Origin of the sequence: Curtobacterium sp. PhB25 (assembly GCF_004365375.1) — a bacterium.
GTDB lineage: Bacteria > Actinomycetota > Actinomycetes > Actinomycetales > Microbacteriaceae > Curtobacterium.
The window spans coordinates 343,422-366,037 of sequence record NZ_SODR01000003.1 but is presented as its reverse complement, the minus strand read 5'-3'; the positions used below and the strand labels follow the sequence as shown (position 1 = coordinate 366,037).

At 71.8% G+C, this 22,616-nt stretch carries 23 protein-coding genes and 1 tRNA gene; 14 read left to right on the top strand and 10 right to left on the bottom strand.

Features of this window, described 5'->3' with window-relative positions; genetic code table 11:
- Positions 1 to 1,365 (top strand): FAD-dependent oxidoreductase, encoded by a 1,365-nt coding sequence (locus tag EDF51_RS08645; RefSeq protein ID WP_131877974.1) that lies wholly within the window; start codon positions 1 to 3, stop codon positions 1,363 to 1,365.
- Positions 1,365 to 2,702, top strand: a complete 1,338-nt coding sequence (locus tag EDF51_RS08640) for an NAD(P)/FAD-dependent oxidoreductase (RefSeq protein WP_131877972.1) — start codon at positions 1,365 to 1,367, stop codon at positions 2,700 to 2,702. The genes EDF51_RS08645 and EDF51_RS08640 overlap by 1 nt, the downstream gene beginning before the upstream one ends.
- A gap of 5 nt (positions 2,703 to 2,707) precedes the next feature.
- Here EDF51_RS08640 and EDF51_RS08635 read toward each other — a convergent pair whose 3' ends face one another.
- Positions 2,708 to 3,160 carry a hypothetical protein gene (locus EDF51_RS08635; protein WP_131877970.1) on the bottom strand — a complete coding sequence of 151 codons (453 nt, stop codon included), beginning with the start codon at positions 3,158 to 3,160 and terminating at the stop codon, positions 2,708 to 2,710.
- A 161-nt stretch (positions 3,161 to 3,321) separates the two neighbouring features.
- Here EDF51_RS08635 and EDF51_RS08630 point away from each other — a divergent pair, with 161 nt between their 5' ends.
- Together EDF51_RS08630 and EDF51_RS08625 are read left to right on the top strand one after the other, a co-directional pair.
- On the top strand, positions 3,322 to 3,594 hold the full coding sequence (locus EDF51_RS08630) for a hypothetical protein (protein ID WP_131877968.1): 273 nt from the start codon (positions 3,322 to 3,324) through the stop codon (positions 3,592 to 3,594).
- Between the two features lie 492 nt (positions 3,595 to 4,086).
- Positions 4,087 to 4,740 (top strand): DUF1345 domain-containing protein, encoded by a 654-nt coding sequence (locus EDF51_RS08625; protein WP_123937138.1) that lies wholly within the window; start codon positions 4,087 to 4,089, stop codon positions 4,738 to 4,740.
- On the opposite strand, the gene EDF51_RS08620 is transcribed toward EDF51_RS08625, so the two are convergent.
- On the bottom strand, positions 4,733 to 5,665 hold the full coding sequence (locus EDF51_RS08620) for an SDR family oxidoreductase (RefSeq protein WP_131877966.1): 933 nt from the start codon (positions 5,663 to 5,665) through the stop codon (positions 4,733 to 4,735). The two genes, EDF51_RS08625 and EDF51_RS08620, sit on opposite strands and share 8 nt — an antisense overlap.
- A 127-nt stretch (positions 5,666 to 5,792) precedes the next feature.
- On the opposite strand from EDF51_RS08620, the gene EDF51_RS08615 reads away from it, so the two are divergent.
- On the top strand, positions 5,793 to 6,635 hold the full coding sequence (locus tag EDF51_RS08615) for a helix-turn-helix transcriptional regulator (RefSeq protein ID WP_134194490.1): 843 nt from the start codon (positions 5,793 to 5,795) through the stop codon (positions 6,633 to 6,635).
- Positions 6,636 to 6,646: 11 nt separating this feature from the next.
- On the opposite strand, the gene EDF51_RS08610 is transcribed toward EDF51_RS08615, so the two are convergent.
- Positions 6,647 to 7,465, bottom strand: coding sequence for an SDR family oxidoreductase (locus EDF51_RS08610; RefSeq protein ID WP_131877962.1), 819 nt, complete (start codon positions 7,463 to 7,465; stop codon positions 6,647 to 6,649).
- 106 nt (positions 7,466 to 7,571) lie between these two features.
- Complete coding sequence (locus EDF51_RS08605; RefSeq protein ID WP_123339303.1) at positions 7,572 to 8,012, bottom strand: VOC family protein; 441 nt, start codon at positions 8,010 to 8,012, stop codon at positions 7,572 to 7,574.
- 60 nt (positions 8,013 to 8,072) lie between these two features.
- Between EDF51_RS08605 and EDF51_RS08600 the strand changes: the two genes are divergently transcribed.
- The 4 genes from EDF51_RS08600 to EDF51_RS08585 all read left to right on the top strand — a co-directional run bounded on the left by EDF51_RS08600 (position 8,073) and on the right by EDF51_RS08585 (position 13,080).
- Entirely contained in the window at positions 8,073 to 9,107 is a 1,035-nt protein-coding gene (locus EDF51_RS08600; protein WP_131877960.1) for a nitrilase-related carbon-nitrogen hydrolase, read from the top strand.
- Positions 9,104 to 10,114 (top strand): agmatine deiminase family protein, encoded by a 1,011-nt coding sequence (locus EDF51_RS08595; RefSeq protein ID WP_131877958.1) that lies wholly within the window; start codon positions 9,104 to 9,106, stop codon positions 10,112 to 10,114. Before EDF51_RS08600 ends, EDF51_RS08595 begins: the two co-directional genes overlap by 4 nt.
- 160 nt (positions 10,115 to 10,274) lie before the next feature.
- Positions 10,275 to 11,696 (top strand): APC family permease, encoded by a 1,422-nt coding sequence (locus tag EDF51_RS08590; RefSeq protein WP_123937135.1) that lies wholly within the window; start codon positions 10,275 to 10,277, stop codon positions 11,694 to 11,696.
- 19 nt (positions 11,697 to 11,715) lie between these two features.
- Entirely contained in the window at positions 11,716 to 13,080 is a 1,365-nt protein-coding gene (locus EDF51_RS08585; protein WP_134194488.1) for an NAD-dependent succinate-semialdehyde dehydrogenase, read from the top strand.
- 84 nt (positions 13,081 to 13,164) lie between these two features.
- Here EDF51_RS08585 and EDF51_RS19835 read toward each other — a convergent pair whose 3' ends face one another.
- Genes EDF51_RS19835 through gabT form a run of 4 tightly spaced genes read right to left on the bottom strand, consistent with a single transcriptional unit; the run spans position 13,165 to position 17,638 of the window.
- Entirely contained in the window at positions 13,165 to 13,326 is a 162-nt protein-coding gene (locus EDF51_RS19835) for a hypothetical protein (protein ID WP_159572952.1), read from the bottom strand.
- 36 nt (positions 13,327 to 13,362) lie between these two features.
- Positions 13,363 to 14,751 carry an NAD(P)/FAD-dependent oxidoreductase gene (locus EDF51_RS08580; RefSeq protein ID WP_134194486.1) on the bottom strand — a complete coding sequence of 463 codons (1,389 nt, stop codon included), beginning with the start codon at positions 14,749 to 14,751 and terminating at the stop codon, positions 13,363 to 13,365.
- On the bottom strand, positions 14,748 to 16,280 hold the full coding sequence (locus EDF51_RS08575; protein WP_131845057.1) for an NAD-dependent succinate-semialdehyde dehydrogenase: 1,533 nt from the start codon (positions 16,278 to 16,280) through the stop codon (positions 14,748 to 14,750). The genes EDF51_RS08580 and EDF51_RS08575 overlap by 4 nt, the downstream gene beginning before the upstream one ends.
- Entirely contained in the window at positions 16,277 to 17,638 is a 1,362-nt protein-coding gene (gabT, locus tag EDF51_RS08570; protein ID WP_131845058.1) for a 4-aminobutyrate--2-oxoglutarate transaminase, read from the bottom strand. Before gabT ends, EDF51_RS08575 begins: the two co-directional genes overlap by 4 nt.
- A gap of 92 nt (positions 17,639 to 17,730) precedes the next feature.
- Here gabT and EDF51_RS08565 point away from each other — a divergent pair, with 92 nt between their 5' ends.
- Together EDF51_RS08565 and EDF51_RS08560 are read left to right on the top strand one after the other, a co-directional pair.
- Positions 17,731 to 19,266 (top strand): PucR family transcriptional regulator, encoded by a 1,536-nt coding sequence (locus tag EDF51_RS08565; protein WP_131845059.1) that lies wholly within the window; start codon positions 17,731 to 17,733, stop codon positions 19,264 to 19,266.
- A 20-nt stretch (positions 19,267 to 19,286) separates the two neighbouring features.
- A complete protein-coding gene (locus EDF51_RS08560) occupies positions 19,287 to 19,904 on the top strand; it encodes a TetR/AcrR family transcriptional regulator (RefSeq protein ID WP_131845060.1) in 618 nt (205 codons plus the stop codon).
- On the opposite strand, the gene EDF51_RS08555 is transcribed toward EDF51_RS08560, so the two are convergent.
- Positions 19,887 to 20,588 carry an NUDIX domain-containing protein gene (locus EDF51_RS08555; RefSeq protein ID WP_131920786.1) on the bottom strand — a complete coding sequence of 234 codons (702 nt, stop codon included), beginning with the start codon at positions 20,586 to 20,588 and terminating at the stop codon, positions 19,887 to 19,889. The genes EDF51_RS08560 and EDF51_RS08555 overlap by 18 nt on opposite strands.
- Positions 20,589 to 20,646: 58 nt before the next feature.
- On the opposite strand from EDF51_RS08555, the gene EDF51_RS08550 reads away from it, so the two are divergent.
- Complete coding sequence (locus tag EDF51_RS08550) at positions 20,647 to 21,126, top strand: hypothetical protein (RefSeq protein ID WP_131845062.1); 480 nt, start codon at positions 20,647 to 20,649, stop codon at positions 21,124 to 21,126.
- Positions 21,127 to 21,212: 86 nt separating this feature from the next.
- Here the strand turns inward: EDF51_RS08550 and EDF51_RS08545 are convergent.
- Positions 21,213 to 21,299, bottom strand: a tRNA-Leu gene (locus EDF51_RS08545).
- Positions 21,300 to 21,385: 86 nt separating this feature from the next.
- On the opposite strand from EDF51_RS08545, the gene EDF51_RS08540 reads away from it, so the two are divergent.
- The gene (locus EDF51_RS08540; protein WP_123292929.1) at positions 21,386 to 22,066 is read left to right on the top strand and encodes a DUF3662 and FHA domain-containing protein; all 681 of its coding nucleotides are present in this window, start codon (positions 21,386 to 21,388) and stop codon (positions 22,064 to 22,066) included.
- Positions 22,063 to 22,614 (top strand): FHA domain-containing protein, encoded by a 552-nt coding sequence (locus EDF51_RS08535; protein WP_111083697.1) that lies wholly within the window; start codon positions 22,063 to 22,065, stop codon positions 22,612 to 22,614. Before EDF51_RS08540 ends, EDF51_RS08535 begins: the two co-directional genes overlap by 4 nt.
- Positions 22,615 to 22,616: the final 2 nt, after the last annotated feature.

The following is a 22,616-nucleotide window of genomic DNA, read 5'->3' as shown; positions in this document are numbered from 1 at the left end:
GTGAGCGGCTACCGGGGCGTCTCGTTCTGGCTCGACCAGCTCGCGTCCACCGGACGCGACGACCTGGCGCCCCGGCCGCCGCTCGACGGCGACACGACCGCGGACGTCGCGATCGTCGGCGGTGGGCTGACGGGTCTCTGGACCGCCTGGTACCTGCACCAGGCCGACCCGGGCCTCCAGATCGTCGTCCTGGAACGCGAGATCGCCGGGTTCGGCGCCTCCGGTCGCAACGGGGGCTGGTGCTCGGCGCTGTTCCCGCGATCCGCCGAGTCCGTCGCGCGCGAGCACGGCCGCGACGCCGCACTCGCGCTGCGCGCAGCGATGCGCGACACCGTCGACGAGGTCGGACGCGCAGCGGCCGAGGCCGGGGTCGACTGCGACTACGTGAAGGGCGGCACCGTCCTCTACGCGCGCTCCGCCGTGCAGGAACGCGCGGCGCACGACGAGGTCGCCTCGTCGGCCGAGTGGGGCGACGCCATGACCTGGCGCCCGGCTCGGCCCGGCGACGCCGCCGGATCGGCGGGGGTCGCGTGGACCCCGGACTGCGCGCGGGTGCAGCCCGCCGCACTGGTGCGTGGCCTGGCGGCCGCCCTGGAGGCCCGGGGCGTCCGGATCGCGGAGCACACGCCCGCCTCGACGTGGGGCCACGGGCGTGTGGTCACGTCGCGGGGGACCGTCACGGCCGGCGCGGTCGTCATCGCGGTCGAGGGGTACGGCGCACAGCTCGAACAGACGAAGCGACGGATCCTGCCGCTCTACTCGCTCATGATCGCGACCGCTCCGCTGCCCGGGGCGGTGTGGGCCCGCATCGGCCTGGAGCACGGGCAGACGTTCTCCGACTACCGGCACCTGCTCGTGTACGGGCAGCGCACGGTGGACGACCGACTGGCGTTCGGCGGACGCGGAGCCCGCTACCACTGGGGGTCCGCGATCACCCCCGGCTACGACCGGGTGCCACGCGTCTTCGAGCACCTGCGGAAGTCCCTGGTGGAGTTGTTCCCCAGCGTCGCCGACGCCCCGATCACCCACACGTGGGGCGGCCCGCTCGGGGTGCCGCGCGACTGGTGCGCGTCCGTCACCTGGGACGGGCACGTCGGCACCGCCGGCGGCTACGTCGGTGACGGACTCTCCACGACGAACCTGGCCGGGCGGACGCTCGCCGACCTCGTGCGCGGGGTCGCGTCGCCGCTCACCGCGCTGCCGTGGGTGAACCACCGCTCGCCCGACTGGGAGCCCGAGCCGCTCCGGTTCCTCGGGGCGAACGCCGGGCTCGTGGCGACCGACCTGGCCGACCGCGAAGAAGCCCTGACCGGACGGCCGAGCCTGGCGGCGCGGCTGATGGCACCCCTGACCGGAGGCCACTGATGGCTGCACTCGATGCCGACGTCGTCGTCGTGGGAGCCGGGGTCGCCGGGCTCGCCGCTGCCCGGGCGCTCGCACTCGACGGCCAGCGGGTCGTCGTGCTCGAGGCCCGCGACCGGATCGGCGGCCGCACCTGGACCGACACCGCGCTCGGCGTGTCCGTCGACCTCGGCGCCTCGTGGATCCACGGCGTCGACGGCAACCCGCTCTGGGCCCTGGCGCCCCGGTTCGGCATCGAGACCGTCGAGTTCACCGTCGGGAGCTTCCAGTTCGACGGCCGGCCGATCGCGTGGCACGGCCCCTCCGGCGCACCGCTGTCCGAGGCCTCGGCCTCGGCGTTCGTCGCGGACCTGCACACCGTCGACGCCGCCCTGGACACCGTCGTCGCACACGCTCCACCGCCCTCGACGTACGCGGCCGCCGTCGACACCGTGCTGCGGTCCCTGCAGTGGCAGGGCGACCGGGCCGCGCGGGTCCGCGAGTACATGGCGCACCGCTCCGAGGACCTCTGCGGCGCACCCGTGACCGTCCTCGACGCCCGCGGCCTCGAAGAGGAACACGTCCCCGGCGACGAGGTGGTGTTCCCCGGCGGCTACGCGCAGTACGCCGCCGCCCTGGCCGAGGGGCTCGACGTCCGGCTGTCCGCGGTCGTGCGGTCGGTGACGCAGTCCGCGACGGGTGTCGTGGTCGGACTCGCCGACGGTTCGTCGGTCACGGCGGACGACGTCGTCGTGACCGTCCCGCTCGGGGTGCTGCAGGCCGGCGACGTGACGTTCGACCCACCGCTCGCCGAGACGGTCACCGGTGCGATGGGCCGACTCGGGATGGGCGTCTACGACAAGGTGTTCCTGCGGTTCCCGGAGCGGTTCTGGGGCGAGTCGTGGGTGGTCCGCCAGCAGGGGTCGGCCGGTGTCGACTGGCACTCCTGGTACGACATGTCCCGCGTCACCGGAGCGCCGGTACTGGCCGCACTGGTCGGCGGGACCGGGGCCCGGCGCCTCGAGACCCTGCCGGACGCCATGATCGTCGAAGAGGGCGTCGGCGGCCTGCGGCGGATGTTCGGCCCGTCGGTCCCCGAACCCGAGGCGTTCCGCATCACCCGGTGGGCCGACGACCCGTTCGCACGCGGCTCGTACTCGTACCTGCACGTCGGGGCGTCACCGGACGACCACGACCTGCTCGGGGCGCCGTCCGGCCGGGTGCAACTCGCCGGCGAGGCCACGTGGGGAGACGACCCGGCGACCGTGCACGGCGCGCTGCTGTCCGGACTGCGGGCGGCCGGGCGGTTGCTCGGCTCCGAGGTCGAGCCGCTCGTGCTCGCGACGCCCGTCGGCGGCTGATCCACTCAGTCGAAGGCGGGGGTGTCGACCGAGCACGTCACGGGCTCGCCCGCGGCAGCGGTCTCCGTGGCGATCTCGCGCTTGCCGTCGAGCAGGATCCGGCAGGTCGCCGTCGCACCCCGCGCCGGGGTCGCCCGGACCGAGGCGCGCTGCTCGGCGAGGACGATCGACTCGTGCACCCAGGTACCCGTCTTCTGCGTGCTCGTCTCCTGCGTGCCCGTCTCCTGCGTGCCGAGCCGGTGCACCTCCGGGGCGTCGCCGCGCTTCTCCGCGCCCTCGACGCGCACGTCGGTGAGCGCGGCCCCGCTCGGCTGGTCGACGCTGACCTCGTAGGTCACGGACCAGGCATCGCCCGTCTGCTGCTGGACGAAGCTGCACCCGGTCGCGAGCACCGCGACGGAGCCGGCGACCACAACGGCGGCGAGGAGACGGACGGTGGGACGGTTGCGTTCGGACATGCCATCAGCCTGCGCACCGAGCGCCCGCGGATCGTCCCCCGGGCGACGCGACCCCGTGCGACGACGGATCGATCCCGGGTCCTCCGAGCGGTTGACATCGGCTCCGTCCGCCCTGGCGGTCAGTACCGTCGACCCGGCGTCCGCGCAGGTCCTGTTCAAACGTGCTGCTCTTCGTGCCCCTCGGTGCTCTCGCCCGGCACGCGGTCGCCCGGAGGCGCGTGTTCGCCGGCCTGCTCGCGAACACCACCGGCGCCGTGGTCGGCACGCTCCTCGCTCCGCTCGTGGGACTGCTCGCCGGGTCGGGGCGGGCCACCGACGCGGACGCCCCGCGCCCGGTCACCGCGGTGTGGGCGACCCGCGGCCGGCGCGGGTTGGCGCCCGCGGTGATCCGGGCGGACGTCGAGGACGACCGGGTGCCGGCGCGCGTCGACTGAGCGGCTCCCGACGGGTGTCCCGCGCCGGCAAGAGCGCGGGACACCCTGGGCTCAACCCTTGCGCCACACGTCGTGCAGGAACCGGGCCAGGGTCACGAGCAACGTCGCGATCCCCAACCACGGCACCTGACGGCGTCGACGCGGTTCGTCGTCGGAGGACATCCGAACCACCTTCCGTGTCAGCGCCGGCGGACACGAAGAGCAGGGGCCGAGGGACGTGCGACCCGACGGTGATCGAGTTACACTGGTTCCGAGTTCAAGCTCGGGACGCGTTCTGTCCCTGTTCTCCACTCGGAGAGCAAATCGAAGCCCATCGCTGTTTGCCCAGCGGTGGGCTTCATCCTTGCTCGGGCCACGCTCCGGCGGTGACGCGGCCCGCCACCAGCCTACTGATGTTCCAGGTGCCGGTGAGAGAGACACGGGTGTCCTACTGACCGGACCCTCACGGGTCGCACGGGCCCGGAACGATGTTCGAGTGCCACACTCGGAGCCGTGACGACGACGCGGACCACACCCCGGCACGAGCACCGCGCGCCGGTGGCGATCGCCGTCCTGGTGAACCTCGGGCTCAGCCTGTTCCTGCCGAGCGAGGTGCTGTTCTTCCCGTCATGGGTGGTCCCGGTGCTCGGCGTCCTGCTGCTGATCCCGCTCGTCGTCTTCAACCCCCGGCGACTGACCCGCGAGACGACCTGGTCGCGGTGGGTGTCCTTCTCGTTGGCGATCCTGCTCACCGTCGCGAACCAGCTGACCGTGGTCCGGACGATCGAGCTGCTCCTCGGCGGCCACGCGGACGGCGGTGCCGTGCTGCTCACCGCCCTGCAGGTGTGGGTGAGCACGATCATCGCGTTCGGGCTCGTGTACTGGGAGCTCGACCGGGGCGGGCCGGTGGCCCGACGGCGTCCGGAGCTGTGGACGAGTGACGAGGCAGACTTCCAGTTCCCACAGGAGACCGACCCGAAGACCGCTGCGTGGCGACCGGTCTACCTCGACTACCTCTACGTCGCGATGACGAACATGGTCGCGTTCAGCCCGACGGACACGATGCCGATGACCGTGCGCGCGAAGATGATCATGGCCTACCAGGCACTCGGCGGGTTCATCCTGCTGGCGCTCGTGATCTCTCGCGCGGTGAACATCATCAGCTGACCGCACTCCCGACGAGTGATTCCGACACGTCCCAGAGGCGAGCGGCGTCGTCATCGCGGAGCAACGGCGCCCACGGCTTCCGACGGCCTGCCGGTCCGCCGAGCTGCCCGGGTCCGGTCGGACCGACGAAGCCTCCGTCGAGGTCCGTGTCGGTCGCCGCGAGCAGGGCCGGCTCCGCCGCCGAGGCGGGCGTCCCAACGAGGAGCCGGCGCGCCGACAGCCAGCGGATCATCCGGACGGCCACGGTGTCGCCCGACCGTCCGATCTCCGGGCGTGCGGCGAGCAGGCTCGTGGGTGCGACGCCGGGGTGGCTGACCGCACTCGTGATCCCCCACCCACCGGCCCGGCTCCTCCGACCGAGCTCGAGGGCGAAGAGCGCGCCCGCGAGCTTCGACTGCCCGTACGCCCGCGCGACGTCGTAGTCCCGCTCGGACTGCAGGTCGTCCCACCGGATCGAAGCCCGCTGCGCCGCCACGCTCGACTGCATCACGACCCGTCCGTTGGCGGCACGGAGCAGGGGGAGCAGGGCGCCGACGAGTGCGACGTGCCCGAGGTGGTTCGTGCCGAACTGCAGCTCGAAGCCGTCCCGGGTCGTCTGCCGCTCCGGCGGGTTCATCACGCCGGCGTTCCCCACGAAGACGTCGATCGGCGTGCCCCCGGACCGCAACCGCTCCCCAAGCGTCGACACGGACTCCAACGAGGAGAGGTCCAGGTCCTCGAGCAGCACGGAGGCATCCGGGTGCTGCGCCGTGATCCGGGCGACGGCCGCCGCTCCCTTGTCGCGGTTACGCACCGGCACGACCACCTCCGCGCTGGCGCCGGCGAAGCGCGCGGCGATCTCGAGCCCGATGCCGTCGCTCGCTCCGGTCACCAGGACCCGGCGTCGGCCGAGGTCCGGGAGGGTGAGTCGTTCGTTCCGTGCCATGGTCCGCCTCTTCCGTCGTGGTGAGCACCCGATCCGGCACCCGAGACGATCGTCGCCGCGTCGTGCACACGCAACCACGGCCTGACGATCCGTGGCTGCGGTCGACGCTCCGGGAGAGGATGGGCGCATGATCGACCGAGCGTCCCTCGCGGACTTCCTCCGCAGCCGTCGGACGGCCCTGCAGCCCGAGGACGTCGGACTGCCCCGGGGCCAGCGCCGTCGCACGAGCGGGCTGCGGCGTGAGGAGGCGGCGCTGCTGAGCAACATGTCCGTCGACTACTACGCGCGGTTGGAGCGGGAGCGCGGCCCGCAGCCGTCCGACCAGATGCTCGCGTCCATCGCGCAGGGACTGCGGCTCACGATCGCCGAGCGCGACCACCTCTTCCGCCTCGCCGGACACGAGCCACCAGCGGCCGCCTCCGGAGGGGACCACGTCAGCCCGGGGATGATGCGCATCTTCGACCGGCTCGCCGACAGCCCCGCCGAGATCGTCACCGAGCTGGGCGAGACACTGCAACAGACGCCGCTCGCCGTCGAGCTGACCGGTGACGCGCGCGGCCGCCGGGGCGACGACCGGAGCATCGGCTATCGGTGGTTCGCCGACCCGGGGTCCCGCGACGTGCACCCGGTCGAGGACCACGCGTTCCTGTCTCGGATGTACGCCTCGGGGCTCCGGGGCGTCCTCGCACGCCGAGGCCCTGGATCCCGCGCAGCGCGCCTGGCTGAACACCTGCTCGGGACGAGTGCGGAGTTCCGCGACGTCTGGGCACGTCACGAGGTCGGCGTGCGACCCCGTGACGTGAAGCGGTACCGTCACCCGGAGGTCGGCCTGCTCACGCTGCAGTGTCAGGTGCTGAACGACCCCGAGAGTTCCCAGACGCTGCTGGTCCACACCGCGGAGCCCGGCAGCGAGAGCGCGGAGCGGCTCCGGCTGCTGTCCGTGATCGGCGCGACGAGCACGCGGCACTGACCGCCGGGCCGTCAGGCGCCGTGTGCTTCCTCCGACACCGGCTGCCACTCGCGCCAGGTCGCCAGGCGGGACGCGTAGTCCTGCTCGGCGATGCCGAGCGGCGCCTTGCCGAAGAAGACGCGCAGGGGCGGCTGCTCGGCGTCGACGACCTTCAGGATCGCCGAGCGGGTCGCCTCGGGCTTGCCGGGGTCGGCGGCCGACGGGCGCTTCGACGCGGCCTCGCGGACGTCGGCGTACGCGGCGATCTCGTCGCTCTTCTTCAACGACGGTCCGGACCAGTCGGTCGAGAAGCCGCCCGGCTCGATGAGCGTCACGTGGATGCCGAAGCCGGCGACCTCCTGCGACAGGGACTGCGACAGCCCCTCGAGCGCCCACTTCGATGCGTGGTAGGCGCCGACCGTCGGGAACGCGCTGATCCCGCCGATGCTCGACACCTGGATGACGTGCCCGGAGCCCTGCTCCCGCATGATCGGCAGCGCGGCCTGGGTCACCCAGAGCGCTCCGAACAGGTTCGTCTCGAGCTGGGCTCGGACCTCGTCCTCGGTGAGTTCCTCGACCATGCCGAAGTGGCCGTAGCCGGCGTTGTTCACGACGACGTCGAGCGAGCCGAAGTGCTCCGCCGCACGCTGCACGGCCGCGAAGTCCGCGGCACGGTCGGTCACGTCGAGCTGCAGTCCGAGGAACGTGTCCGGGTACTGGTCGACGAGTGCTTGCACGTCGTCGGTGTCGCGGGCCGTGCCGGCTACGGAGTCTCCACGTTCGAGGGCGGCTTCCGCCCACTCGCGGCCGAAGCCCTTCGACGCTCCGGTGATGAACCAGGTCTTGCTCATGCTGTCTCCTCCTGAGATCTGACGCGATCAGGCAACGCTCCCCGCTTCCGTGGCACCTGGAGGTCCGGGTGACGGACGCGGCAAGCGGACACCAGCGGACCGCGACTCAGGGTCGAGGTGCCGCGAACTCCAGGTTGACGTCGTCGGGGTCCTGCACGGACAGGATCACCAGGCCGAACGGCGGCAGGTCGGTGACGTCGCCGTGCTCGATGCCGGCGGCGTCCAGCCGCTCGACGGCGGCGTGCAGGTCGTCGACGGACCCGACGCGGAACGACACGTGGTCGAGGCCGACTCGATCGGGATCGAACCGGTCCTCGGCGGGGGCGACCGGTCGCAGGCCGAGCGTCTGCCCGCCGAACGTGAACGAGCACCCGCCGTAGGTCCGCCACGGGTCGTCGTGGATCGTCGGGTCGTCGATCTGGTCGCTGAAGTCACTGCCGGGCGACATGCCGAACAGCTGCTCGTAGAAGGCCTTGCTCCGGCGGATGTCCGTGACCGTGAGGCGCACGTGCGAGAAGCCGAGCGGCGTGACGATGGGTTCGCTCATCACCCCACCCAACTCCCCCTTGGCCTTGCGCTCATTGACCATGCGATCAACAATGTCGGGATGGACGTCGTCATCGCTCCCCCGCACCCGTCTCCGCTGCACCAGGACACCGGCACCCCCCGCCGCTCGACCCGCGTCGCCCTCGTGCAGGTGCGTTGGCTCGCGGACCCCGCTGCCCACCGCGCACAACTCACCGACGGCATCGCCACCGCCGCGGCCAACGGCGCCGCGGCGGTGTTCCTGCCCGAGCTCACCCTGCGCCGCTACCCCGGCGACACTCCGGCCAGTGGTGTCCCGAAGGACCTCGCCGAGTCGCTGCAGGACGGTCCGACGGTCACCTTCGCCCGCGCACAGGCGATCGAGCACGGGGTGTTCGTCCATGCCTCGCTGTACGAGCGCCCTGCCGACGACGACCAGCCCGACGACCCCCGCGGCTACAACACCGCCGTCCTCGTCGCCCCCGACGGCACCCTGGTCGGTCGGACCCGCAAGACCCACATCCCGATCAGCGCCGGCTACTACGAGGACACGTACTTCCGCGCGGGGACGGACGACGACGCCTTCCCGGTGTTCGAGCCGGCGGGACTCGGCGCACGCCTCGGGCTGCCGACCTGCTGGGACGAGTGGTTCCCCGAGGTGGCCCGGTCCTACGGCCTCGCCGGGTCCGAGGTCCTGGTGTACCCGACGGCGATCGGCTCCGAGCCGACGTTCCCGGACTTCGACACCGCGCCGATCTGGCGTCAGGTCATCGTCGCGAACGGCATCACCGCCGGCCAGTTCATGGTCGTCCCGAACCGCTGGGGCGACGAGGGCGACATCACGTTCTACGGGTCGTCGTTCATCTCGGACCCGTTCGGCCGCGTGCTCGCCGAGGCGCCGCGTGACGCCGACGCGGTGCTCGTGGCGGACCTCGACCTCGAGGCCCGGACGGAGTGGCTCCGACTGTTCCCCTTCTACGTGACCCGTCGCCCCGACCTCTACGCGGGGCTCGTCGCCCCGGTCGACGAGGACCGCCACGCGTACGGCGCACGCGACGCGATCGACGCGGCCATCGGGGTGGCGGCGACCGACGCCGGACCGGAGGTGCGCGCATGACGTGGGTGATGCCTCCCGAGACGGCTCCGCAGGAACGCACCTGGATGGCGTTCCCGCGCCCCGGCCTGACACTCGGTGACGACGCGGCGAGCGCCGAGGCGGCGCGACGGACGTGGGCGACCACCGCCAACACGATCAGCGAGCACCAGCCCGTCACGATCGTCGTGGACCCGGTCGCGCGAGCCGACGCTCGTCGCCTGCTGTCGACCGCGGTCGAGGTGCTCGAAGCGCCCCTCGACGACTTCTGGATGCGCGACATCGGGCCGACGTTCGTCGTCGACGACGTGACCGGCGAGCTCGGCGCCGTGGACTGGGTCTTCAACGGCTGGGGCGCGAACTCCTGGTCGACGTGGACCCGTGACGCCGAGGTCGCCGCCACGGTCGCGGCCGCCGCCGGTGCGCGGCGGATCCCGTCGCTGCTCGTGAACGAGGGCGGGGCGATCCACGTCGACGGCACGGGCACGGTCCTGGTGACGGAGACCGTGCAGCTCGATCCGCGACGGAACCCGTACGCCGACCGCGAGCGCGTCGAACTCGAGCTCGCCCGGACGATCGGCGCGACGGACGTGGTCTGGCTGCCCCGCGGCCTGACCCGTGACTACGACGGGTTCGGGACCCGGGGCCACGTCGACATGGTCGCGACCTTCGCCGATCCGGGCACGGTCCTGCTGCACGCGCAGCCCGACGCCGGCCACCCGGACCACCTGGTGATGCCGCAGATCCGTCGGGCGCTCGAGCAGGCCACGGACGCGACCATCGTCGAACTGCCGGCCCCGTCGACCCTGACCGACGACGACGGCCCGGTCGACTGGAACTACGTCAACCACGTGGTGGTGAACGGCGCCGTGATCGCCTGCGCGTTCGGTGACGCCGTCGCCGACGACCACGCCCGCGGCATCCTCGCCGACGTGTACCCGGGTCGTCAGGTGCGTTCGATCGACGCTCGTCAGGTCTTCGCGCGCGGCGGCGGCCTGCACTGCATCACGCAGCAACAGCCGGCGGTCTGATCCATCGCCGCGGTGTACAGCAACTGCCCGACGTCTGTACACCGCGGCCGGTCCACCGAGCACTCGCACATCGGTATGTTGCTCCGAACCAGTCCGGGCGACGCTGCCCAGCCCAGCTCCGGCGCTGCCCACCTCCGACCCAGCAGGGAAGTCCACGCACATGGCATCACCGACCGCGGTCCCCACACCGACAGCACCGGCAACACCTGCGCGCGGCGGTTCCCTGAAGCGGAGCCTCGGACTCTGGGCGATCGTCGGCCTGGGCCTCGGCTACATGACCCCGACGGTGGTGTTCGACACCTTCGGCATCGTCTCCGGGCAGACCGACGGCGCCGTGCCGAGCGCGTACCTGATCGCGCTGGTCATCATGGCCCTGACGGCGATCAGCTACGGGAAGATGGTCCGGGTCTACCCGGCAGCCGGTTCGGCCTACACGTACGTGCGGGAGTCGATGCACCCGAACCTCGGGTTCATGGTCGGCTGGGCGTCCCTGCTCGACTACCTGCTGCTGCCGATGGTGAACGCCCTGATCATCCGGCTCTACCTGGAGCAGGTGTTCCCGGCGCTGCCGTCGTGGGTGACGGTCGTCGTCTACACGGTGTTCGTGACGACGGTGATCTGCCTGTCGATGCGCGGCACGTCGAACCTCAACATGGTGCTGCTCATCGGCGCGATCCTGGCGATGATCGCGTTCGTGGTCTTCACGGTCATCGAACTCGTCCACGGCGCCGGCGCCGGCACGATCGCGAGCACCGAGCCGTTCGTGCACGACGGCGTGACGATGTCCGCCCTGCTCACCGGTGCGACGGTGGTCTGCTTCTCGTTCATCGGCTTCGACGCCGTGACGATGTACACGGAAGAGGCGAAGTCGATCCGGATCATGCCGAAGGCGATCATGCTGACGGTGCTGCTCGGCGGCGCGATCTTCCTGGTGTCCGCGTACTTCGCGCAGCTGCGGTTCCCGACGAACACCCCGTTCGGCGAGTTCACCGACGACCCGCTCCCCCAGATCGGCCTGCTCGTCGGTGGCCCGGTGTTCCAGGCGGTCCTGGTGTCGGCCGGGTTCGTCGCCGCGTTGGCGTCGGGGCTCGCCTCGCACGCGAGCGTCGCCCGCATGCTCATGGTGATGGGTCGGAACAACGTCCTGCCGAAGCGGGTGTTCGGCTACGTCAACCCGCGCACGCACACCCCGGTGTTCAACGTGGTCTTCGTCGGGGCGGTCACGCTGCTCGCGATGAGCTTCTCGCTCGACACCATCTCGTCGTACATCAACTTCGGCGCGCTCGTCGCCTTCACCTTCGTCAACGCGAGCGTCATCGTGCACTTCGCCGTTCGGCAGGGCCGCCGCCACACCGCGGGTGACCGGTGGAAGTACATCGTCCTGCCCGGCCTCGCGATGGTCCTGACGGGTGTGCTCTGGTCGCAGCTCCACGCCGACGCACTGATCGCAGGAGGAGTGTGGGCTGCGATCGGCTTCGCCTACCTGCTCGTCATCACGAAGGGCTTCCGGGTGCTGCCGAAGAGCTTCGACGAGAACCAGCCGGTCACCGGCGTCAACAAGCAGCTGACCGACCAGGCCTGACCCACCACGAGAGGACGCCATGTACGCCGTCACCGACCCCACCACGGGCACGACCCTCGAGACGTTCCCGACCATCACCGACGACGAGCTGCGCGCCGCCGTCACCACCGCCCACCAGACCCACGGCGAGTGGGGCCGCACCAGCACCGTCGCCGACCGCGCGGCCCTGCTCCACCGCGTCGCGGACCTGTACCGGGAGCGTCACGCCGACCTCGCCGCCACGATCGTGCGCGAGATGGCGAAGCCGATCGACCAGGCCGAGGGCGAGGTGGACTTCTGCGCCGACATCTACGACTACTACGCCGACCACGCCGAGGAGTTCCTCGCCGACCAGCCGATCACCCTGGCCGACGGCTCCGAGGGCAGCGCCTTCATCCGGAAGTCGTCGATCGGCGTGCTGCTCGGCATCATGCCGTGGAACTTCCCCGCCTACCAGATCGCCCGGTTCGCCGGTCCGAACCTGCTCATCGGCAACACGGTCCTGCTCAAGCACGCACCGCAGTGCCCCGAGTCGGCCCTGGCGATCGAGCGCATCTTCCACGACGCCGGGTTCCCCGAGGGCGCGTACACGAACGTCTTCGCGACGAACGACCAGGCCGCAGACGTCATCGCCGACCCGCGCGTGCAGGGGGTTTCGCTGACCGGGTCCGCCCGCGCCGGTGCCGCCGTCGCCGAGATCGCCGGCCGGAACCTCACGAAGGTCGTGCTCGAGCTCGGTGGGTCGGACCCCTTCATCGTGCTGTCCACCGACGATCTCGACTCCGTCGTCGAGTGCGCCGTCACGACCCGCCTCGAGGGCAACGGGCAGGTCTGCAACGCCCCGAAGCGCTTCCTGGTGGTGGACGACCTGTACGACGACTTCCTGGCGAAGTTCACGACGGCCATGTCGGCGGTTTCGCCGACCGACCCGTCCGTGCCCGGTGCCGAGCTCGGCCCGCTGTCGTCCCCGACCGCCGCGGACCGGCTGCAGGAGCAGCTCGCGTCCGCCGTCGCGCAGGGTGCGACCGTCGTCACCGGTGGTGACCGCCAGGGCAACGCCTTCGTGCCGACGATCCTCACCGACGTCACGCCGGACAACGACGCGTACCGCGAGGAGTTCTTCGGCCCCGTCGCCGCCGTGTACCGCGTCGCCGACGAGGACGCCGCCGTCGCACTCGCCAACGACACCCCGTACGGCCTCGGCTCGTACCTGTTCACGACCGACGCCGACCAGGCACTCCGCGTCGCGGACCGGCTCGAGGCCGGCATGGTCTACGTCAACATCGTCGGCGCGGACAGCCCCGAACTGCCGTTCGGCGGCGTCAAGGCGAGCGGCTTCGGCCGCGAGCTCGGCCCCCTGGGGGCCGACGAGTTCGTCAACAAGAAGCTGATCCGCATCGGCTGACGGACGCTCTGGACCCGGCTCCACGACGGACGGGAGGCACGGTGCCAGCTGGCACCGTGCCTCCCGTCTGCTCGTCGGTCGCCGCTACTGCTGCGGGTCGGCGGGCTCGCCGCCGGAGTCCGTGTCGCTGTCCTGCGCGGGGTCCTTCGTCGCGTCGCCCGTGGGCGACCCGTCCGGCAGGTCCTCGGTGTACTGCGCTTCGGCCTCGCTGGGGTCGCTGGATCCGTTCGCCGTCGTGTCGCTCATGGCCCGGACGCTACGCGCGGTCGGCGCTGCACCCGTTCAGACGGACGAGGCGGCAGCGCCCGAGCCGGCGGCGACCGGGGTCACGGCCAGGATCTCGTCGGCGACCTCGCGCCCGATCCGCACCGCACCGTCGACGTGCTGGTACCCCTGCCCGGCCAGGTCGCTCGACGCGAACCGGATCGGACCGACGGCTGCACGCTGGTCGGCTCCGTAGCGGACGAGCCCGCCCAGGTCGAAGCTCGCCGCGTAGGCGCCGCGGGTCCACTCCTCGGTGCCCCAGTCGCTCTCGTAGTACACGACCGGGCGCAGGGCCTCGTCGCCGTAGTAGTGCGCGAGCGATGCGAGCACGCGGGCCTTCCGTTCCTCGGCCGACAGCTCGAACAGGTCGTCCGCGTGCTGGTCGGAGACGAACCCGACGAGCGTGCCCTGCTCCGAGCCGTGCTCGGTGTTGTCGTACGCCTCGTGCACGACCTCGTACGGGCTGAACGCGGTGCCGGAGAGCCCGGCGCCGCGCCAGAACGGCCGGTCGTAGACGGCGTGCACCTTGATGACGAAGCCCATCGACAGGTGCTGGTGCAGCTGGTGCTGGCGACGGGGCAGCGGGGGTTCGTACGAGATCCGCGAGTACAGGGGCGGCGGCACGGCGACGAGCGCCTGCCGGGCGTGGACCTCGAGGCCGCCGTCGGCGAGCGCGACGACCCCGTCGTCGGTCCAGCGCAGGGTGCGCACCGGCGCGTTCAGGAGCACGGCGTCTCCGAGGCGCTCCGCGAGGCGTTCCGACACCTGCTGCATGCCGCCGACGACGCGCTTGTCCAGGATGAAGTCGGCGTCGACCAGGTTCGTGAAGCTCCCGGCAGAGGCAGCCATCAGCAGGGCCTGCAGTGCCGAGAACGCGTGTGCCGGCTTCGTGAGCATGGCGCCCGCGATGAACAGTTCGACGTTGTCCGTGGCGACGCGGTCGTCGCTCAGCGTGTGGAGCCAGGCGCGGAAGGAGACCTCGTCGAGTGCCGCCGCGTGCGAGGACTCCCAGGGGCGCGCGGGGTCGACCGCCGCAACGTACTCGTCGACGACCGTCACGAGTCGCTCGATCTCGTTCGCCGTCGCCTCGGGCAGCGGGAAGATGTCGCCGGTGTACTCGGTGCGGGTGCCCTGGGCGTCGACGTAGACGCTGGAGCCCTCGCGGTACCGGTCGTACGTGTCGAGTCCGAGTTCGTCGAGGGTCTCGAGCAGCGCCGTCTGGTCGGGCGAGACCCACTGGCCACCGATCTCGAGCGTGACCCCGTCGATGTCGTTCGTCCAGGTGCGGCCGCCCACGCGGTCGCGCGCCTCGAGCACCGTGACGGTCAGTCCTGCGGCGCGCAGGCGGTTCGCGGCGGTCAGGCCGGTGACACCGGCTCCGATGACGACGACGTCGCTCTCGATCATCGTGCTGCTCCTTCGGTGGTGGTGCTCCGGAACGGGTCCGGGGTCAGCGTGTACATGGTCTCGAGGTACTCGGCGATGCCCTCGCCGCCGCCCTCGCGGCCGAGGCCGGACTGCTTCACCCCGCCGAACGGGGCCGACGCGTTCGAGACGACCCCGGTGTTGAGTCCGAGCATGCCGGTCTCGAGCCGCTCCATCAGGCGCTGGCCGCGGGCCGGGTCCTCGGTGAACGCGTAGCCGACCAGACCGTACTCGGTGTCGTTGGCGGCGGCCACGGCCTCGTCCTCGGTCCGGAAGGTCCGGATCGCCAGGACGGGTCCGAAGATCTCGTCGCGGAGCAGGTCGCTGCCGGGCTGCACGTCGGTCAGGACCGTGGGCGCGTAGAAGGTGCCGGGGCCGTCGACCGGGTGTCCGCCGGTGCGGAGCGTCGCCCCGCGGTCGAGCGCGTCGGTGACCAGGCGGTGCGCCTTGTCGACGGCACGGTCGTCGATGAGCGGTCCGATGGCGACGCCGTCCTCGGTGCCGCGTCCGACGCGCATGGCCTCGACGCGTGCGGTCACCCGGCGCGTGAACTCGTCGACGACGTCCTCGTGCACCAGGAACCGGTTCGCGGCGGTGCAGGCCTGCCCGGTGTTGCGGAACTTGGCGGCGAGCGCGCCCTCCACGGCCAGGTCGAGGTCGGCGTCGGCGAACACCAGGAACGGGGCGTTGCCACCCAGCTCCATGCTCGTCCGGAGCACGTTCTGCGCCGCCTGGGCCAAGAGCGTGCGTCCGACCGGCGTCGAGCCCGTGAACGACAGCTTCCGGAGGCGCGGGTCGGCGATCACCGGCGCGGAGACGTCGGCGGCCCGCGTGGTCTGCACCACGTTGACCACCCCGGCGGGCAGACCGACCTCGCGCAGCAGGTCGACGAAGAGCAGGGTCGTGAGCGGCGTGAGCTCGGCCGGCTTCACGACGACGGTGCACCCGGCGGCGAGCGCCGGTGCGATCTTCCGGGTCGCCATCGCCAGCGGGAAGTTCCACGGCGTGATGAGGAACGCGGGGCCGACGGGCTTGTGGGAGACGGTGGCACGGCCGGTGCCCTCCGGGTTGGTGCCGTACGAGCCGCCGATCCGGACGGCTTCCTCCGAGAACCAGCGCAGGAACTCCCCGCCGTACGCGACCTCGCCGCGGGCCTCGGCGAGCGGCTTGCCCATCTCGAGCGTCATGAGCAGCGCGAACTCCTCGCGGCGTTCCTGCAGCAGGTCGAACGCGCGACGGAGCAGCTCGGCACGGTGCCGCGGCGGTGTGCTCGCCCAGCCCGTCTTGGCTGCTTCCGCGGCGTCGAGGGCTCGGACACCGTCCTCGGGGGTTGCATCGGCGATGTCGAGCAGCGTCTCGCCGGTGGCGGGGTCGACGACGGCGAAGGTCCGGCCGTCGGCCGACGGCTGCCATGCGCCGTCGACCAGGAGGCCCGTGGGAACGCGGGCGAGCAACTCGCGTTCGGCGTCGGTGCGGTCGGCCGCAGGGGCGGTGGTGGTGCCGGTGGTCATGCTGTTGCGAGTCCTTCCAGGACGACGTCGAGTCCCTCGTGGAGCAGGGCGTCGTCGATCGACAGAGGGGGCAGGAACCGGACGACGTTGCCGTACGTGCCGGCGGTCAGCGCGATGACGCCGTGCTCGAACGCGGACCGCACCACCTTCCCGGTCAGTGCTGCGTCCGGTTCTCCGGTGGCGGGGTCCACGAGTTCCATCGCGACCATCGCGCCGCGTCCGCGGACGTCGCCGATCCGCGGGTCGGTCCTCTGTGCGGCACGGAGTCGTCCGAGCAGCACGTCCCCGATCTCGCGGGCTCGGTCGACCAGGCCGTCGTGCTCGAACGCGTCGATCGCGGCGAGGGCGGCGGCGCACGCGATCGGGTTGCCGCCGTAGGTGCCGCCGAGCCCGCCGACGTGCGCGGAGTCCATGATCTCGGCGCGCCCGGTCACGGCGGACAGGGGCAGACCGCCGGCCATGCCCTTCGCGGTCGTGACGACGTCCGGCACGATCCCCTCGTGCTCGCTCGCGAACATCGACCCGGTGCGCGCGAAGCCGGTCTGCACCTCGTCGGCGATGAGCACGACGCCGTTCGCCGTGGTCCACTCGGACAGGGCGGTGAGGAACCCGGGCGCGGGGACGACGAACCCGCCCTCCCCCTGGATCGGCTCGATGAGCAGCGCCGCGGTGTTCGCCGCGCCGACCTGCTTCTCGATCTGGCTGATCGCACGCTTCGCCGCCTCGGGCCCGGAGAGCCCGTCGTGGAACGGGTAGGACATCGGCACCCGGTAGACCTCGGGCGCGAACGGGCCGAAGCCGTCCTTGTAGGGCTGGTTCTTGGCGGTGAGCGCCATCGTGAGGTTCGTGCGGCCGTGGTACGCGTGGTCGAACACCACGACGGCCTGCCGACCGGTGTGCTTGCGCGCGATCTTCACGGCGTTCTCGACGGCCTCGGCGCCGGAGTTGAACAGCGCCGTGCGCTTCTCGTGGTCACCGGGGGTCAGCCGGTTGAGTGCCTCGGCGACCGCGACGTACCCGTCGTAGGCGGCGATCGTGAAGCACGTGTGGGTGAAGGCAGCGACCTGCACGGTGACCGCGGCGACGACGGCGGGGTGCGCGTTGCCGACGCTGGTCACGGCGATCCCGGACCCCAGGTCGACGAACGAGTTGTCGTCCGCGTCCACGACGACCCCGCCACCGGCTGCGACGACGGCGATCGGCACGGCGACCCCGACCCCGGCCGCGACGGCTCCGGCCTTCCGCGCCATGAGCTCGCGTGATCGCGGGCCGGGGACAGCCGTGACGAGCCGTCGTTCCTGGGGCAGCGAGGGGCCGCCGGTGGGCGCACTGATCGAGGGTGCTGCGGTGGAGGACATGCGGCGATGGTAGGAGCCTGCGGGGACCACGGCGGCTGTCCACCGTGTACATCGAGCACCGGTCCGATCGCCCCGGTGGATAAGGTGCTCCCATGCCCGCGACGCTGCGTTCCCTGTTGCACCGTGCCGACCTCCGCCTCCGCCCGCTGACCGACGCGGACACGGACGCCCTCGACGCACCGCTGTCGTGGCTGCACAGCTCCGACCTCGAGGACCCGACGCCGTTCCTGGCCGACGGGCAGGGACTGCTGACCACGGGCACCCAGTTCGGCGCCGAGGCCGAGGTCCCGGAGGACGTCGCCGGCCCCTACGTCCGCCGACTCGTCGAGCGGGGCGTCGTCGCACTCGGGTTCGGCACCGAGGTCGTCCGCGCCGGCACCCCGGACGCCCTCGTCGCCGCCTGTTCGCTGTACGGACTCCCCTTGTTCGAGGTGCCCTACGAGACCTCGTTCATCGCGGTCGCGCAGGCGAACGCCGAAGCGGTCGCCCGCGACGCGAACGCCCGGAACGCCTGGGCCCTCGCCGCACAACGGGCGATCTCGCTCGCGGCGATGCGCCCGGACGGGCTCGGCGCCACGATCGCCGAGCTCTCCGGGCAGCTCGACGGCTGGGTCGGGCTCTTCGACGTGTCGGGGCGCCTGGACCGTGGGCACCCGGCGGACGGCGTGCCCGCGCAGGACCTCGAGCTGCTCCGGACCGAGGCACTGCGCCTGCTGCGCGCGGGACAGCGGGCGAGCCTGCCGGTGACCACCGAGCACCACACCGGGTTCACCCTGCAGACCCTCGGCAGCGGGGGCCACCTGAGCGGCGTGCTCGCGATCGCGAACGGCGGTGCGCTCGACCGCGCCGGTCGTGAGGTGGTGACGTCCGTCATCGCCCTCGCCGGACTCGCGCTGCAGCAGAACCGTGAGCTGGCCCGGGCACGCGGGCTCCTGCGCACCGGCCTGCTCACCATGCTCTCGGTCGGCGATCCGGAGGTGGTCCAGTCGACGTCGCGCGAGGTGTGGGGGCCCCTGCCCGCCGAACCCGTCCGGATCGCGGCCCTCGACGTCGACGACCACGATCTCGACACCGTCGTCGACCTGCTCGAACTGTGGGTGCAGGACCGGCCCGGACAGCTCTTCTTCGCCGTCGACGACGCCCTCTTCCTGTGCGTGAGCGCCGACGACACCGCGATCGTCGAGGAACTGGTCGGGCGCTTCGACCTCCGGGCCGGCCTGTCGGACGGTGCTGCGTACCGGTCGTTCGGCCGCGCTCGCACCGAGGCCGTGCAGGCCCTGGACCGTCGGCGCGAAGGACGACCGGGCACCACCGAGTTCGGCGACCTCGCCCGGGAGGGCGTCCTCGCACACCTGGCCCACGTCGACGTGGACGCCGGCGCCGTCGCCCGCGCGTTCCTCGCTCCCCTGCTCGAACACGACCGGTCGGCGGGCACCGAGCTCACCCGCACCGTCCGCGCCTGGCTCGAGCAGAACTGCGAGTACGACCGCGCCGCCCAGGTGCTCGGCATCCACCGCCACACCGCACGCTCCCGGGTCGAGCACGCCGGCCGACTCCTCGACCGCGACCTCACCGTCTTCGCGACCCGTGCCGACCTGTGGGCGGCCTTCGTCGTCGAGGGCGCGTGACCCGCGGATACGGTGGGACGATGCCGTCGACACCGGCCCGCCGGCGCCTGAGCCCGGCCGAACGCGGATCCCAGATCACGGCGGCCGCCGTCGACCTGGCGCGCGCCGAGGGCCTCGCGGCGGTGACGCTCCGCGGGGTCGCCGCCGTGATCGGGGTCGCGCCGTCGCTCGTCGCCCACTACCGCCCGAGCATGGAGGACCTGGTCGGCGAGACGTTCCGCACCGTCGCGGCAGCCGAGGTCGCCGAGGTCCGCGCGATCGTCGGCGCTGCGCCCGACCCCGTCTCCGGCCTCCGCACCCTGCTCGGCTGCATCGCCGATCCCGCGCGCGACGACGTCGCCACCCTGTGGGCCGACGCGTGGAGCATCGGCCGCACGAACGCGGCGCTGGCGACCGCGGCACGGGACGTCATGGACGACTGGCAGCTCCTCGCGACCACGGTCGTCGTCGACGGGGTGCGCGCGGGCGTGCTGCGGACCGACGACCCGGACGGCGTGGGACGCCTGCTCTTCGCGCTCGTCGACGCCACCAACGGGTACGCCCTGGTCGACTACCTCGACCGACCGACCCGCGAGGGCCTGGTCCGCACGACGATCGCCCGAGCGGTGGGCCTGGACGGGTCAGCCCTGTCGGGGTGACACCCGCCGCGGTGCCACTGACCGCAGTGCCACCCACTGCAGCAGCATGATCGTCTTGCCGTCGGCGATCCGGCCGTCCTCGACCATCGCGAGCGCCTCGTCGAGTGCCAGCTCGAGCACCTCGATGTCCTCGCCCTCGTCCTCGACCCCGCCGCCCGCCTCGACCCGGTCCGCCGGTGTGTAGGCACCGACGTAGAAGTGGACACGCTCGGTGACCGAGCCGGGGCTCATGAAGACGTCGCCGACGCGCACCAGGTCGCCCAGCCGGATGCCGAGCTCCTCGGCGGCCTCGCGGCGGACGGCGGTCTCGGGGTCGTCCTCGTCGAGCAGCCCCGCCGCTGCCTCGATGAGCATGCCGTCCGGGTGCCCGTTCACGTACGCCGGCCAGCGGAACTGCCGGGTGAGCAGGACGGTACGGCGCTCGGCGTCGTACGGCAGCACGGTGGCACCGTTCCCGCGGTCGTAGGTCTCGCGCTGCTGCCGGTCCCACCGGCCGTCCCGGCGCCGGACGTCGAGCGTGGTGCGACGGAGCACATGCCAGCCGTCCGACACGACCTCGACGTCCCGCACGACGACGTCGGGGTTGCGGTCGAGGTCACGGCCGACGGCGTCGAGTCCGGTCCGCCCACGGGCATCGGGGACGTCGACGCCGGGACGAGGAGCTGCTGCACGATCATCGGTCACCTGGTCACGCTAGCGGGGCGGCTGCTCGCACGACCTGCCCGCCCGGTACCGTGCAGCCATGACCAGGACACTGTTCACCCGTCGCCCGGACCGACCGCAGGTCGTCACCGTGTCGTTCGTGCTCTGGCTCGTCTGGGTCGCGATCTGCCTGGTGGCGACCGTCCTGCAGTTCGTGGCGGGTACGGGCAGCAACGCCATCGGCACGGTCCTGACGGTGCTCGTCGCGGTCGTGGTCTGGGGACTCGTCGGGTGGGCGGTCCTCCGCATGGCCGCCGGGTCGCGGGTGGCACGCATCGTGCTGGTCGTCGTCGCCGTGGCCCGTGCGGTGCTCAGCCTCACGAGCGGCGAACTCGGACTCCTGACGATCGCGCTGTCGGTCGTCGCCGCGGTCCTCCTCTTCCTGCCCAGCGCGCGCCCGTTCTTCGCCCGCAGTGATGCGGGAAGAACCGACCACGGGTTCTCCGGACCCGGCGTGTCGGGGTCGAGCCGCGCCTCCTGGCCGGATCCCGACCACGCGACGGACGCAGATCGGACCTGATCCGCCCACCGGCGACGGCCGGTCCGGTGCGTCCTGGAAGAACACGAAAGGCCCCGGATTCCTCCGGGGCCTTTCGCTGTTTCGCCTGGTGCGCGAGGGGGGACTTGAACCCCCACGCCGTTTCCAGCACACGGACCTGAACCGTGCGCGTCTACCAATTCCGCCACTCGCGCCAGCCCCAAAACACTACCACGCACAGACTGCCCCCTGCGCCAACCACTACCATGCAGTGGTTGACGACCGACGACTCTGGAGACACATGGGCCTGCTGGACAACTTCGAGCGAGGGCTGGAGCGCGCCGTGAACGGCGCGTTCGCGAAGACCTTCCGCTCCGGTGTGCAGCCGGTCGAGATCTCCAGCGCCCTGCGCCGTGAGCTCGACACGAAGGCCGCCGTGGTGTCGCGAGAGCGCATCCTGGTGCCGAACGAGTTCACCGTGCGCCTCGCACCGCCGGACTTCACGCGCATGAACGACGTCGGTCGTCCGCTCATCGACGAACTCACGCAGATGGCCCACCAGCACGCCGTCGCGCAGAACTACTCGTTCTCCGGACCGGTCACCATCCGGCTGCAGCAGGACGGCACCCTGTCGACGGGCATCCTGCAGATCGACTCCACCACGGTGCAGCGCGACGTCGCCTGGATCGCCGTCCTCGACATCGGCTCGCAGCGCCACCGCCTGCAGCGCGGACGTACCGTGATCGGCCGCGGCAGCGACGCCGACATCACGATCGCGGACACCGGGACGAGCCGGAAGCACGTCGAGGTCCTGTGGGACGGCAAGCACGCCCAGGCCACGGATCTGGGCTCGACGAACGGCTCGAAGCTGAACGGACAGCACTTCCAACAGGCGATCGTGGAGCCGGACTCCACCATCGAGATCGGTCGTACCCGTATGGTGTTCCGGGTGATCCCGGAGAACGACGGAGGTGCTCGATGACCACAGGCCTGACCCTGCTCGTCCTGCGCTTCGCGTTCCTCGCGGTGCTCTGGCTGTTCGTCTTCGTGATCGTCTTCGCCCTGCGCAGTGATCTCTTCGGCCAGCGCGTGCGCACGATCCCCACGGATTCCAAGTCGGCTCCCTCCGGTCCGACGACCCCGACGATCCCCGCAGCGGCGGCGCCGGCAGCGGCCTCGGGCGGCGCGTTCACCGACCTCATCGGGCAACCCACGGCGGCGACGCAGTCGCCCTCGCCGGCAGCGGTGCGCCTCGTGATCACCGAGGGCGCGCGTGAGGGCATGGAGATGCCGCTCGGCGGCGGGCCGATCACGATCGGCCGCTCCAGCGAGTCCAACGTCGTGATCCGCGACGACTACACCTCGACCAACCACGCCCGGCTCGACCTGCGCGCCGACGGCTGGCTCCTCACCGACCTCGAGTCCACGAACGGCACCTTCGTCAACGGTCAGAAGGTGAGCGCTCCCCTGATCGTCGCGGAGCGCACGCCGATCACGATCGGGACGACGACGTTCGAGCTGCGGCGGTAACC

Excerpts from the sequence above, each read along its gene's own strand:
- EDF51_RS08540 (WP_123292929.1), top strand. The coding sequence starts at position 21,386 with ATGGGCCTGCTGGACAACTTCGAGCGAGGGCTGGAGCGCGCCGTGAAC.
- EDF51_RS08565 (WP_131845059.1), top strand. The coding sequence starts at position 17,731 with ATGCCCGCGACGCTGCGTTCCCTGTTGCACCGTGCCGACCTCCGCCTC.
- gabT (WP_131845058.1), bottom strand. The coding sequence starts at position 17,638 with ATGTCCTCCACCGCAGCACCCTCGATCAGTGCGCCCACCGGCGGCCCC.
- EDF51_RS08605 (WP_123339303.1), bottom strand. The coding sequence starts at position 8,012 with ATGAGCGAACCCATCGTCACGCCGCTCGGCTTCTCGCACGTGCGCCTC.
- EDF51_RS08595 (WP_131877958.1), top strand. The coding sequence starts at position 9,104 with ATGACGTGGGTGATGCCTCCCGAGACGGCTCCGCAGGAACGCACCTGG.
- EDF51_RS08640 (WP_131877972.1), top strand. The coding sequence starts at position 1,365 with ATGGCTGCACTCGATGCCGACGTCGTCGTCGTGGGAGCCGGGGTCGCC.
- EDF51_RS19835 (WP_159572952.1), bottom strand. The coding sequence starts at position 13,326 with ATGAGCGACACGACGGCGAACGGATCCAGCGACCCCAGCGAGGCCGAA.
- EDF51_RS08560 (WP_131845060.1), top strand. The coding sequence starts at position 19,287 with ATGCCGTCGACACCGGCCCGCCGGCGCCTGAGCCCGGCCGAACGCGGA.
- EDF51_RS08550 (WP_131845062.1), top strand. The coding sequence starts at position 20,647 with ATGACCAGGACACTGTTCACCCGTCGCCCGGACCGACCGCAGGTCGTC.
- EDF51_RS08610 (WP_131877962.1), bottom strand. The coding sequence starts at position 7,465 with ATGAGCAAGACCTGGTTCATCACCGGAGCGTCGAAGGGCTTCGGCCGC.
- EDF51_RS08535 (WP_111083697.1), top strand. The coding sequence starts at position 22,063 with ATGACCACAGGCCTGACCCTGCTCGTCCTGCGCTTCGCGTTCCTCGCG.
- EDF51_RS08575 (WP_131845057.1), bottom strand. The coding sequence starts at position 16,280 with ATGACCACCGGCACCACCACCGCCCCTGCGGCCGACCGCACCGACGCC.
- EDF51_RS08590 (WP_123937135.1), top strand. The coding sequence starts at position 10,275 with ATGGCATCACCGACCGCGGTCCCCACACCGACAGCACCGGCAACACCT.
- EDF51_RS08635 (WP_131877970.1), bottom strand. The coding sequence starts at position 3,160 with ATGTCCGAACGCAACCGTCCCACCGTCCGTCTCCTCGCCGCCGTTGTG.
- EDF51_RS08615 (WP_134194490.1), top strand. The coding sequence starts at position 5,793 with ATGATCGACCGAGCGTCCCTCGCGGACTTCCTCCGCAGCCGTCGGACG.
- EDF51_RS08580 (WP_134194486.1), bottom strand. The coding sequence starts at position 14,751 with ATGATCGAGAGCGACGTCGTCGTCATCGGAGCCGGTGTCACCGGCCTG.
- EDF51_RS08620 (WP_131877966.1), bottom strand. The coding sequence starts at position 5,665 with ATGGCACGGAACGAACGACTCACCCTCCCGGACCTCGGCCGACGCCGG.
- EDF51_RS08600 (WP_131877960.1), top strand. The coding sequence starts at position 8,073 with ATGGACGTCGTCATCGCTCCCCCGCACCCGTCTCCGCTGCACCAGGAC.
- EDF51_RS08585 (WP_134194488.1), top strand. The coding sequence starts at position 11,716 with ATGTACGCCGTCACCGACCCCACCACGGGCACGACCCTCGAGACGTTC.